The sequence below is a fragment of the Bacillus cereus group sp. MYBK5-2 genome, from assembly GCF_051915685.1.
Lineage (GTDB): Bacteria > Bacillota > Bacilli > Bacillales > Bacillaceae_G > Bacillus_A > Bacillus_A cereus.
The window spans coordinates 1,411,569-1,424,827 of sequence record NZ_JBQAFE010000001.1 but is presented as its reverse complement, the minus strand read 5'-3'; the positions used below and the strand labels follow the sequence as shown (position 1 = coordinate 1,424,827).

Genomic DNA, 13,259 nt, shown 5'->3' with positions numbered 1-13,259 from the left:
ATCACCCTGTATCTACTGGTTAATGTCAAAAAAACATCTTACCAAACCTCGTTTCTAGATGCTCTTTCTTTTTGTTTTTTATATTACTACATAAAATAGATCAACAACCGTTCTTTTTTATGACGATTACACTAAAAAAGAGCATTTCTCACTGAAGTGAACCCGAATAGTGGTACATGATAAAAACACCTCCTGAATTTGCATACTAAGTATGCAAATTCAGGAGGTGTTTTTCGTTTTTTAAAAAAGAGTTCCTTACCTAGAAGAAATAAAGTGGAAAGTAATTAATAATGAAAAAGAAGGTTTATTCGAACCATACAATTCCGGAACCAATAGCAGATAGACTATTGGCTCCTAGAATGTAATACAAGCGAGAATCATGATAAAGTGAGGACATATCACTCCACTCCTAGTTGTTTTTTCACCTCTTTATATACGCTCATATATGCTTTTAATTCTTTAACTACATCATGAATTAATGGTTTTGCATCTTCCCCAAGTTCACCATCTTGCACATGTAATCCATCAAGCACAACTTGTTTTGGAATTGCATTTGCATAAACACCTCTAGCGACCGTTCGCATGCTGTTTAATGCATTTATTCCACCTTTACCGCCACCAGCAACCGCTAACAACGCAACTGGTTTATGAATAAATTCACTACTACTTAAGTAATCTAAAGAGTTTTTCAGCGCACCGCTCATCGCATTATGATATTCTGGTGTACATAATACAACCCCATCCGCAGCTTTCACTAACGTTTTTAATTTTTTTACTGCCTCTAAATCACGTTGCGACTCTTCTCCATTGTATAAAGGTAACTCCTCAATTGCTAAATCATATAATTCCCCTTCAAATTGATCCGCAATATATTTTGCCACCACGCGAGTTCTACCAAATTTTCTTGGTGTACCGTTAATAACGACTAGTTTCATGATTATTTCTCCCCTTTGTTTTCAAGTTCTACTTATATATTATCAGAAATTTCTATACAAAACACAATATAAAGAGTTAACTTGTTTCATAAAATAGTATGATAAACAAAAAAGAACTCATACTTTCGTATGAGTTTCGTACAATTACTTTGATTCATCTCTCATACTCAATGTACCTAAACTTTCATTTGCTTCAAAATGATTATATGCTTTTTCCGCTAATCTTTTCCGTTCTTCTGGTAATTCTATATATTTCATTACGTTTTCAATTATTTTTTCGTACGGAGTAAATACAATTCCTGGCCACTCTACCTCATCTTCTGGATTACTATTTTCGGAAATAATAAATTTCTTATTTGCGACTGCATAAGATACGCGAGGTGTTTCAAGAATTCCTGATAAGTAAAAATGAATATTTAATATAATTTTAGCTCTAGCAATCAATTCATTTCGAACAATTCCCCACGCATTATTTTTAAAAACTATATTTAAATTCGGGGCAATCGCTTTTAGATGATCAAAAATAGCTTGTCGCCTCGGATTAAGAGCACCTATAAACAGAATATCAATATCTTCAATAATCTCATCTTCAAACGCATCTTTTTTTATTTCCAAAGTTGGAGCATAGTTCATTTCTACATGTTTTATTTCTTTTCCTACCCCTTTTTGTTTAAGCCATTCTATATTTTGTTTACTATAATCCCAAATCACTCTATCTTTTAATAATATTAAATAAAGGGGATGCGCATATGGACTTCCTTCGTATAGCTGTTCTAAATTATAAATAATTGCATCTTTCGGAAGAAGGTTCGGGTTATATGCGTATGTATGGGCTCCAAAAACAACTGTATTCTTTACATTTTCCAATATTGTTTCTGATATAATTACTGTATTTCCCTCCTGCTCCAACCGCCACTTTAAAGCTCGCGCAACATCTATGAAACTACCGTATGTCTTTGGGCATATAAAAAGACAATAATCATATTCTTTATTCAAATAAACTTCCATTAATCTTAAATTATTTTTATATAGATCTACATCCGGATGTTTAAGTACCAACTCATTTGCATGTTTTCTTGCTACTTTATATAATCCAGCATAATAAGCAGCGATGCATCTTCTTAATTCGATTCTTTCCCGATCTTCATCTAATACATCCATATTTAAAAGAAGATTTGCGATACAGTACGCTTTTAAATGATCACGATCATAATAATAGTCTAGTAGTGGCATCAATTCTTCATACGTATTTCCATGCACCGATTCTCCTAGTTCAATCGCCCATCGCATTAATTCCATGATTACTCCACTACTCCTTTAATCGAAAATGTATTTAATAAAATTTCGCATTATTCTCTACTATATTTGCTATATGAAATGGAATCTTTTCTTTTATCGATTCCAAATACTTTTGCGACACCGCCCCTAAATGTTTTTTATGAGGTATATAGAAAGCACTAATAGAAATTTCATAGTCAAATAAGTAATCATACACATGATAATCTACAAATAGTAGATCATCCTTTGGAAAAGGAATTTCCTTCCCTTGCAGAGCATACATCAAAGCAATATTGTTTTGAGATCGTAATCGATACAACCTTGCAAGTTGGTATAATGGTTCAGCCCGGGTTGGTCTATATTCCCAAGCTTTTTGAAAATAAAAAACAGCTAATGCTAAATATTGCTCTTCTTGCCCTTTAACAGTTTCTTTTTCATCAGCATCTGTCACTTCATTTTGTTTATTTGCTGAACGATTTGCTAACTGCTCATAACAAAATCCTATTCGCAATAACGAATAGAATACCTCTTCAACCCATCCTCCTGCTTCCACTCGTTTTTTATACCATTTAATTGAATTCTCAAATTGACTTAAATGAAAATAAGTCTGAGCTAAATAAAATAAATATCTTATATGCAAATCTGGCGTTGTTTCTGGGTCGTTTATTCCCTGTAACAACAACCTCTCATCTCTTTCAAATTTATCAGCTTTGCTCCCGCCATCTCCGGGATCATTCACGACAAGAGTCTCTAACCGAGCTACCCTCGTATTGTAATTCGCTCCAACTTTTGAACGATCTATATCCCAATACTCATGAGTAACACCGACAGATTTCCATGGTAAAGAAGCTTTTAAAAGACGCGTAAGCCAATATTTAATATGAACATCATATTGTAATGTAAGATAATGATCTTCCGTTAAGCTCGTTTTATCGAAATTCGGATCAACCTCTAAAATCATATCCGCATCTAATATTAATAAATAATCTGCTTCTGGGTATGTTTTTTGCGCTAACGAAACAGCTAAGCTTCTGTTATAACCAAAGTTTTTAAACGGCTCATGATGAACCGTCCCAGGTATCTCATTTTCCTTACACCAATTTTCAATAATTTCAGGCGTATTATCCGTCGATCCAGTATCACAAATAGAAACAAAGTCTACAATTGATTTTGTTGCATTTAAACATCTTTCCATAATTCTAGACTCATTTTTGACGATCATACAAAGACATAACTTTTTTTCTTCCTTTACAGACTTCACTTGCTCATTTCCCATTTAACCACCTCATATTTTATTAACACGCTCTTCTCATATGTAACAACATTTCTTAGCTATACTGATGACATAAGCACCCTTTTACTATTTATGAAAACTTCATTTTATTTATTCTTACTTTTATGTTGGGACATATTTCATGCTTCGCTTTATATTTGATACAATCAATACAAAAAACATAATGCGGGAATCCGTACATTTCAAAGTCTAAGAGGTGGTTATATTTTGTTGGATTACATTTGGCTAGATGACAAATCACCAATTTTAGAACAACTACCAAGAAACTTTAAATCTGCAGCTATATTGCTACATCCTTTTATCCAAATGCCTTTAGGATGGGAAAAGTCTGTGAGAAAAAGACCATATGAGCACATCTATCCTAGCGCTGAAGAAATCATTTATAATGGGAAATCCGTTTCTTGGAAGGAAATGATGTCTTGTAGTGGATTACATTCATACGCAGACCTAGCAATGGCCATGTTGACTTCCATTAGTGCCCTTTCAGAAGAATATAAAAGAGAGGATTTAGCTGAAAAGCTACATTCAAACTTAAAAAAAGATCTTTATTATCCAACAGAAGATTATACGTCTATATTTTTATTACACAAATTACTTAAACTCCTCGGTTCTAAAGGTGCAAAAAATCTATATTTCTCTGAACCAATTCTTGATACAAACGGATTATTACAGGTAAATAATACTACTCCATTAGATATTTGGGACATTAGCAATAATGAGTTAAGTATTACTGGCGAAGACAATGAGTATGCGTTTATGAGTATATACGATTCCTTTACAACCTTATTATTAGCTAAAGAAGAAAATATAGAATATATTGTTCATTCAATGAACGTTGAAGCTATCATTTGTGACAAAAAAACGATGATTGATTGGTATTTTTAAATTAGTAGTTTCTTAAACTATAAAAAAGAAACTTGCGCTTATACACAAGTTTCTTTTTAAAAACATCCTTATTTTTTCACAACTTCATGTCCACCGAACTGATTACGTAATGCTGAAACTACTTTTCCATGGAATGTATCATCTTCCTGAGAACGATAGCGCATAAATAATGACATAGCGATAACTGGTGCTGCAGCTTGAAGTTCAAGTGCAGTTTCAACAGTCCATTTTCCTTCTCCTGAAGAGTTCATTACACCTTTAATGCCATCTAGTTTCGGATCTTCTGCAAATGCTTTTTCAGTTAAGTCCATTAACCAACCACGGATAACTGATCCGTTCGCCCATACTTTTGCAACATCTTCATAATTGAAATCAAAGTCACTCTTATCTAGTACTTCAAATCCTTCAGCGATTGCTTGCATCATGCCGTACTCAATACCGTTATGAACCATTTTTAAGAAATGACCACTACCAACACGGCCAGCATAAGAATAGCCATTTTCTACTGCTAAATCTTTAAATAAAGGTTCTAATTGGTCGTAAATTTCTTTTTCTCCACCAACCATTAAGCAAGCACCGTATCTAGCTCCTTCTACACCGCCTGATGTACCGATATCTACATAATGTAATCCGAAGCTTTTTGCTTCTTCAGCGCGGCGTAACGTATCTTTATAGAATGAATTTCCGCCTTCAATAACGATATCACCTTCATCTAATAATGGATATACATCTTTTAGTACTGACTCTACAACTTCTCCTGCAGGCACCATTACCCAAATTGTACGAGGAGCTTCTAGTTCAGCAATCATTTCTTTTAATGTATGACGTGCAGTAATTCCTAGTTTTCCTGCCTTTTCAACAAGCTCTTTATTTACATCGTATACAACTACTTCATGCTTGTCTTCATATAAGTGTTCAGCTAATGGGAATCCCATTTTTCCTAATCCAATTAAACCTAGTTTCATATTAATCAATCTCCTATTCTATACAAATATATTTAATATCGAAATTAGCCCAAGTGCTACTACAGATAATATAGTCTCCATTGCAGTCCATGTTAATAATGTTTCTTTCACAGTCATTCCGAAATATTCTTTAATCATCCAAAATCCTGAATCATTCACGTGTGATAAAATTAATGACCCTGCACCAGTTGCAAGTGCTAATAATTCAACATTTACACCTGGTGTGCTTGCTGCAATCGGCGCAACAATACCAGCTGCTGTCATCATAGAAACAGTTGCCGATCCAGTTGCAATTCGGATTAGTGCCGCAATTCCCCACCCTAATAATATCGGTGAAATATGTGATTCTTTCGCCATATCTGCAATTGTCGTTCCAATTCCAGAATCTAATAATACTTTATTAAATGCGCCGCCTGCACCAATCACTAACAATATGTTTGCAATAGGTCCAAGGCAATCATTTGTAAATTGTAACACTTTATCTTTTGAGAAACCTTTTGCATATCCAAGACTAAAGAAAGAGTAAATGGTTGCAATTAATAAAGCCACAATCGGATCTCCAATAAAGTGTAATACTTGTGCTAGTTGACTCGTTTTATTTAATGCAACTTCTGCTATTGATGCACCAAGCATAAGAAATACTGGAAGTAAAATTGTAAACAATGTATTCCAAAAGCTAGGAAGCTCTTTTTTATTATCTTTTTCAACAAATTGCTCCGCTATATCTAATGGTACTTCCTTATGTATACGAGCACCAATCCATTTCCCGTAAAGTGGACCTGAAATAATTGCAGTTGGAAGTCCGACAATTAACGCATATAAAATTGTCTTCCCTACATCTGCTTTAAAAATACCAACTGCCGCCATTGCCGCTGGATGCGGTGGAACAAGTCCGTGTACGACTGACAGTCCTGCTACTAGCGGAATACCAATTGTAATAAGTGATACCCCAGTTTCTAACGCAATTGTAAATACTAACGGAATTAATAGTACAAATCCAACTTGGAAAAATACCGGAATCCCTACTAAAAATGCAACGAACATCATCGCCCAGTGAACTCGTTTCTTCCCAAAACGATTAATTAATGTGTTAGCGATACGTTCAGCACCACCAGATTCGGCCATCATTTTTCCAAGCATCGTTCCTAGTGCTAAAACTATCGCTAAAAACCCTAACGTATTACCAAGCCCTAGTTTAATAGAATCAATAATCCCTGGATCTTTTGGTGAAGTTCCAATTAAAGGCATTCCCATTGCTAATCCTACACCAATTGCTGTTAAAATTAATGCGACAAATGGATGCCATTTTACTACCGTAATAAGTAAAAGTAGTATGACAACTGCCGCTAGTACGATCCCAACTACCATTTCTCCCAATCCCCCTATTGTTTACGTTGGAAAGCAGCTATACAATCAAATTCTTCTTTCAAGCGATTGTAAAGTCGTTCATATATATAAAACATTTCTAAATATATAGCCGTATTTTCTTTATTCGGTACATGGTGATGGACAATATCAATCCAATCCTTTACCTCTTCAAGAGAATCAATTTTTCCTACAGCATATAAAGCAACTGCCGCTGCCCCAAGCGCAGATGCTTCATGACTTTCAGGTACAAGCAATTCTTTTCCCATCATATCGGACAACATTTGTCTCCAAAATGCAGATTTTGCAAACCCTCCTGAAACTCGTATTTCAGTAAGTGGCCCTGTACAATCCCTGATTGCGAGTGCTACTGAATATACACTCATACAAACACCTTCCATCACTGCACGTATAAAATGTTCTCGCTTATGTTGAAGATTGATTCCAAAGAATGTACCACGAGCATTTGCATTCCAGTAAGGTGCGCGTTCTCCAGATAAGAAAGGTAAGAACAATAGCCCATCCGCTCCAGCTGGTACGCTTTCTGCATATTTAATTAATAAATCATAAGGATCAATGCCGAGCTTTCTTGCTACTTCTTGCTCTGGACTACCAAATTCATCACGTAACCATCTCAGTAATATTCCGCCGTTATTCGTTGGACCACCGATTACCCAGTGCTCATCTGTTAATGCGTAACAAAACGTTCTCCCTTTCTCATCTGTATTTATATTTGATGAGATTGTTCGAACCGCACCACTCGTTCCAATCGTAATTGCAGCCGCACCCGGTGATATCGCACCAACTCCTACATTTGCAAGAACCCCATCACTTGCTCCGATGACAATTGGTGTTTCTGCACTTATCCCCATCTTCTGTGCTAATTCTGGCTTCATACCTGATAAAATATATGTAGTTGGTACAGGGGTTGATAATTGTTCTGGTGACATATGTAACATAGTTAAAACATCTTCATCCCAGTTTAATGTTTCTAAATTAAATAACCCTGTAGCAGAAGCAATCGAATAATCAACTACGTAGCGTGAAAATAATTGGTAAATCACATACTCTTTAATGGAAATGAATTTATAGGCACTTGTATATAACTCTGGTTCCTCTTCTTTCATCCATAACAATTTAGAAAGTGGTGACATTGGATGAATCGGTGTACCTGTACGTCTATAAATTTCATGCCCATTCATTTGTTGTAATAATTTTTCTGATTGCTTCGTACTTCGATTATCTGCCCAAATGATAGAACGCGTTAATGGCGCACCATTTTCATCTACTGCAATTAATGCGTGCATAGCTGTACTAATACCGATTGAAGAAATATCTTCTGGTAATACATTACCTTTTTCAATGGCAACGCTTACACTTTTGTATACAGCGGCACATATTACATCAGGATCTTGCTCAGCCCATCCTACATTCGGTTGAATAATTGGGTAATCGATTGCATGTGATGCAATGACTTTTCCTTTTTCTGTGAACACAACCGTTTTTGTACTTGTGGTACCGATATCAATCCCGATTACTCTCCCCCTTGTTTCCATGCGAATCTTCCCTTCATTTCTAGCAAAATACGATTTAGTAAACCGTTTACATGAATTAGTATATAAAATATTTTTTCGTTTATCAAGTTATAAAAAGAAAATTTTTTTCATATCAAAAAATAAATCCCCTCATTCCATTTCACTTATATACTAAATTTAGCTTTTCCATGCGGTAAAATTACGTTATATTCGTTACGCAATACACTCTTTTCTCTCATTAACAACACATACATAGTCCTCCATACGTTCTACTTATTTGCTTGAAGAAAGAGTTGAAAAGCAATATTTATTTTTAGCGGTCACGTAACATCACCATCAAACCAAGAAAAGTAACTAACCGCAGAATGAGAATTCTGTGCATTTTACTCTTATTTATTGTTTTAGGTTCACTAGTCTTTTATCTTGATAAACATAGAGCGTGACCCCCTATTATCACTTTTTTATCTTGTAAATATATCTTGCATACTATAAAATCGAAAAGTATTTTTATTTTTCAGAAAAATAAAAACAATAACACGAAATTTATTGTATAATGTTGTAAAAAGATGTCGGAGGGATTTAATGTTAAATAAAATATCTCAATTCACAATTAAGCTTTCATCAATTCTTTTATCACTCTTACTATTATTAAATTTACCTTATTTATTTATTACTCAACAAGGATTTACCTTTCAACCAATTTATTTTTTTAATCAGACCGTTACTATGTTAAAACAGGTTTTTTCCCCTGAATCATTAGTGATTATAGGATCAGACCCGAAGTTTGGCCATTTCAAAAAAACACCATTATTTCCAACTGTTTTAGAACCTTACCTATATTCATTTACTATATTATTTTTAGCCTTTTTTCTTGCTCTCTTTTTATCATCTAGCATGGCATTTTTGTATTTTTTAGCAAAAGATTATATAAAAAAATGGATAAACCGAATTGTGTTCATATTAGAAGCTGTCCCTGATATGATGATGATGATTTGTTTGCAAATTTTTTTCATATGGGTACTTCAGAAATTTGGGGAATCTCCTGTCACTATTATTTCCTTTAATGAAAATCGAGCTTATTTACTCCCTATTTTATCATTAGCTGTCTTACCTACATTACAAATGTTTCGGATGATGGTGTTATACATAAAAGAAGAGCAAGGAAAACATTACGTAGAGGTTGCATATGGAAAAGGCCTTTCATCAAGTTATATACTATGCATTCATTTATTCAAAAATATATCTATCCACTTCTTCCACCATTTAAAAACGATTTTTGTTTTCTTACTTTCTAATTTATTCATTTTAGAATTTGTTTTTAATATGGAAGGCATTATTCAATTTTTATTTAATAAGGCGTTTGTTTCACCTCCAGCTGCATTTATCATACTTGTTATGATTATTTTACCATTTTATGCTATTTTCCAAATAGTCTCATCCATGATGAATAGATGGAAAAAGCAATTGAAAGGAGTATCATTATGAAATCTATTTGGAAATCAAAACGCTTTTTAATCGGCTTTACTTATCTATTCATACTTATTTCAGCTAGTTTTATTTATAGTTGGTTCTTTAAAGATAACATCCCAAAACCTCCTCAGTTACTTTACAATGACAATAACGAATTACTTGGAAAGGCCCCCTTTCCGCCATCGTTAATTCCACCTTTTGGATCTGATCGTTTTGGAGAGTCTGTTTTCTTACAAATTGTAGAAGGAGCAAAATTCACTATTTTATTAGCCATGGCAATTAGCTTCTTTCGAATTTTATGCGGAACATGTATAGGAATCCTCTTAAGTTTATTTGCTCCAAAACTCAAAAGATTTTTCCAGTCATGCTCAGAAGTTTTTTATTATATTCCAACTCTATTTATCGCATTCATACTCATCACGCCCGTTAATATTATAATCACATCAAATGCTGATGGGGTAGATCCAAATATTTCATTTACGTTTTATCAAGTACTCGTACTTATTTTCGTTGCTCTGCCTACACTTTCTTTATACATATCCTCAGAGGTTGATGAATTTATGAAACAAGATTACATCTTAAGTTCACAATTACTGGGGGCTAGTCGTTTTCATATTATTAAAAAACACTTACGAGTCTTATTACTTGACCGCTTATTTGTATTATTTATGGAACATATCGTCCAAACACTCATACTCGTTATCCATTTAGCGCTGCTTAACATTGTAATTGGCGGCATACAAATGCGTGAACTCTATGACGGAGTGCTCAAACCTGTTTCTCTATCTAATGATTGGGCAGGTCTTATTGGATTAAATCGTAATGAAATGAATCTTTCATGGTGGATTATTTTTTATACTCTCGCTTCATTCTTTATTACGATTCTATTTATTAAGCTTATGACCATCGGGATTCAAGATGCACTGAAAGCAAGAGATTCGCAAATTGTAGCAATTCAAAACGTTCCAGATCATAAAAAATTTGTTAAACATAAAGATTCCTTTTCGTTTGCAAATAAAGTAAACCTTTAATCATTTCTCATTAATGAAGTATTAATTGGCATCGATATTAGTAGAAAATAAAGAAGATGATCCCTATTAAATACAGGGATCATCTTCTTATGCTGTCTAACTTTTTTACATGTCCTTTGCTAGACTCATGTTTTTTATATTTAAAGTGAATTATTTGCAATCACAATTATGTTTTTTAAAATCAATTACCATACGCCCTTGAATTCTACCTTGTTCCATTTCTTCGAATACATTTTGTACTTTATCTAGAGAACAAGTTTGAACAACTGGCACTACTTTTCCTTCTGCCCCGAACATAAACGCCTCTTCCAAATCTTTACGAGTACCAACTAGAGAACCAACTACTTCAATTCCATCCAGTACAAGTCGTGGGATGTTTAAGTCCATTGTTTCTACTGGTAGCCCTACTGCAACTACTTTACCGCAAGCACGTACTGCATCAACTGCTGAGTTAAAGGCTACTTTAGAGACTGCTGTTACTACCGCAGCATAAGCGCCACCAAACTCCTCTTGCACAATTTTATCAGCAGGACCTTGAGAAATTGGATTGATAGTCATATCAGCACCAACTTCTTTCGCTAAGGCTAATTTGTCGTCATTAATGTCTACTGCGATTACCTTTGCACCAAATACATTTTTAGCATATTGGATAGCTAAGTTACCTAATCCACCGCAGCCATAGATTACAATAGGTTGACTAGGTTTAATATCTGATACTTTAATAGCTTTATATGTAGTTACACCAGCACAAGTAATTGATGATGCTTGAGCAGGATCTAATCCTTCTGGTACTTTTACCGCATAATCAGCTGTAACGATACATTGTTCAGCCATACCACCATCCACTGAATAACCAGCGTTTTTAACTTCACGGCAAAATGTTTCTCTACCAGTTACACAATATTCACAACGTCCACAAGATTGGAACATCCATGCAATACTTACACGGTCACCTATCTTTAGTGAAGTAACATCATCAGCTATTTTCGTAACAATACCTACACCCTCATGACCAAGAATACGGCCATCAGTGTTACCAAAATCATGATTCGCAACGTGTAAATCAGTGTGGCAAACTCCACAATACTCTACATCTACTAACGCTTCACCTGAGTGTAACGGACGTAATTCTTTTTCAATCACTTCGATGTTTGCTTTGCTGTTTTTATTAACCACTACTGCTTTCATATGTGATCTCCCCTTTAGTGTTTTAGCATTTTAATGAGTTTATCTCACAACTACTTTCTTCACTACTTTGGCTAGTTATTGTACCAAATTTAAGTGTTCAATCATCATTACATCTTCATCATAACATGACACTTCATAAACAATTTGTGAAATTATGAACAATATTTGAATTATTACATAAATCGGTCTTTATTTTAAATTTTTAAAAATGAGAGTTTATCACTGACTATAAGTAAGTCATACATTTCTAAAAGAAAATAAAGTAACAAACTTCTCATCGATAAAAAGCTCTTCACTCAATATTTTCTATATGTAAACACTTAGTTTCACAGTAATAGCCTTTGCCACCAACATAAACTTTTTCTATTTTATTCTTGCTATTGGTTGCTAATTTAACTAATATTTCGGAAGGCGAGTGTAAAGAATAACCTTGTTCAAATACATAGACTTCTTTTTGCAAATAGTGCTGTTCATAAAGATAGCAAGCTAATGCACCGTTTGAAGTTCCAGTCGCTGCTTCTTCATTAATGTCGTATAGTGGAGCAAAATTTCTGCATATAATTCGATTGTCATTAAAAGTATATAAATGCATCCCGACAACATTATAATACTTGCTGATTTCTTTAATTTTTTCAAAATTAGGTTGCAGTGCATGTAATTGTATTTCGCTTTTTATAGGAATTAAAATATCTTTTAAGCCAGTGGAGACAATTTGAATTGGGTATTTATTGTCTATATCTTTACTATCAAAACAGTCGATGAACTCGTTTGGAGATACAACATCATAGAATCTCGGTTTATTTTGTTCCATGAATATGATGTCATCTGTTATAGTGATAGTAAGAACACCGCTGTTCGTTTCAATCGTATAGCGATTCCTGAAAAGTTTATTTAAATGCATCAGTATCGCGAAAGAGCCAATTGTGGCATGACCACATAAATCAACTTCTTCTTTTGGAGTAAAATACTCAAATTTATAATCAGCAATTTCAGATTCTGATATAAATGCGGTTTCCGCATAACCCAGTTGTTTGGCTATTTCGATTTTTTGAGTAGTGGTCAATGTATTTGTATTCTCAATAAATACCACTCCTGCTTTATTTCCGCCTTTATGCTCCTTGCTAAATGCACTTGCAACATAAACAGATATTTTCATAAGACATCTTCCTCACTTATAGTAAATTATAGTATAGAAAGCACTACATATAAATTCCATTGGATAAATTATCCCTAAAATAAGAAACAAACTATTTTTAGCATTTGAACTCTCCAAAAATAGTTTGTCTACAGTCTGAAAGCTCTTCATTTGAAGA

The 13,259-nt window shown here is 34.0% G+C and carries 10 protein-coding genes and 1 pseudogene; 3 read left to right on the top strand and 8 right to left on the bottom strand.

What is annotated here, in order from left to right:
• Positions 1-398 precede the first annotated feature (398 nt).
• The 3 genes from ACTFP3_RS07600 to ACTFP3_RS07590 form a co-directional block, all read right to left on the bottom strand.
• On the bottom strand, positions 399-935 hold the full coding sequence (locus tag ACTFP3_RS07600; RefSeq protein ID WP_000780355.1) for an NADPH-dependent FMN reductase: 537 nt from the start codon (positions 933-935) through the stop codon (positions 399-401).
• 144 nt (positions 936-1,079) lie between these two features.
• Positions 1,080-2,234 (bottom strand): hypothetical protein, encoded by a 1,155-nt coding sequence (locus ACTFP3_RS07595; RefSeq protein ID WP_000422328.1) that lies wholly within the window; start codon positions 2,232-2,234, stop codon positions 1,080-1,082.
• A 34-nt stretch (positions 2,235-2,268) separates the two neighbouring features.
• A complete protein-coding gene (locus ACTFP3_RS07590) occupies positions 2,269-3,489 on the bottom strand; it encodes a glycosyltransferase (protein ID WP_000526219.1) in 1,221 nt (406 codons plus the stop codon).
• A 139-nt stretch (positions 3,490-3,628) separates the two neighbouring features.
• Between ACTFP3_RS07590 and ACTFP3_RS07585 the strand changes: the two are divergent.
• Positions 3,629-4,392, top strand: a pseudogene (locus ACTFP3_RS07585) (DUF2711 domain-containing protein).
• Between the two features lie 68 nt (positions 4,393-4,460).
• On the opposite strand, the gene gnd reads toward ACTFP3_RS07585, so the two are convergent.
• The 3 genes from gnd to gntK are packed head-to-tail and all read right to left on the bottom strand — an operon-like array spanning position 4,461 to position 8,278.
• Entirely contained in the window at positions 4,461-5,357 is an 897-nt protein-coding gene (gnd, locus tag ACTFP3_RS07580) for a phosphogluconate dehydrogenase (NAD(+)-dependent, decarboxylating) (RefSeq protein WP_000765995.1), read from the bottom strand.
• Between the two features lie 18 nt (positions 5,358-5,375).
• Positions 5,376-6,725, bottom strand: a complete 1,350-nt coding sequence (locus ACTFP3_RS07575; RefSeq protein WP_000260208.1) for a GntP family permease — start codon at positions 6,723-6,725, stop codon at positions 5,376-5,378.
• A 14-nt stretch (positions 6,726-6,739) separates the two neighbouring features.
• The gene (gntK, locus tag ACTFP3_RS07570; protein WP_349561288.1) at positions 6,740-8,278 is read right to left on the bottom strand and encodes a gluconokinase; all 1,539 of its coding nucleotides are present in this window, start codon (positions 8,276-8,278) and stop codon (positions 6,740-6,742) included.
• 561 nt (positions 8,279-8,839) lie between these two features.
• On the opposite strand from gntK, the gene ACTFP3_RS07565 reads away from it, so the two are divergent.
• A complete protein-coding gene (locus tag ACTFP3_RS07565; protein ID WP_349561289.1) occupies positions 8,840-9,742 on the top strand; it encodes an ABC transporter permease subunit in 903 nt (300 codons plus the stop codon).
• Complete coding sequence (locus ACTFP3_RS07560; RefSeq protein WP_000836565.1) at positions 9,739-10,758, top strand: ABC transporter permease; 1,020 nt, start codon at positions 9,739-9,741, stop codon at positions 10,756-10,758. Before ACTFP3_RS07565 ends, ACTFP3_RS07560 begins: the two co-directional genes overlap by 4 nt.
• Before the next feature lie 150 nt (positions 10,759-10,908).
• On the opposite strand, the gene adhP is transcribed toward ACTFP3_RS07560, so the two are convergent.
• Positions 10,909-11,946 (bottom strand): alcohol dehydrogenase AdhP, encoded by a 1,038-nt coding sequence (gene adhP, locus ACTFP3_RS07555; RefSeq protein ID WP_000649119.1) that lies wholly within the window; start codon positions 11,944-11,946, stop codon positions 10,909-10,911.
• A 292-nt stretch (positions 11,947-12,238) separates the two neighbouring features.
• A complete protein-coding gene (locus tag ACTFP3_RS07550) occupies positions 12,239-13,102 on the bottom strand; it encodes a PhzF family phenazine biosynthesis protein (RefSeq protein ID WP_349561292.1) in 864 nt (287 codons plus the stop codon).
• Positions 13,103-13,259: the final 157 nt, after the last annotated feature.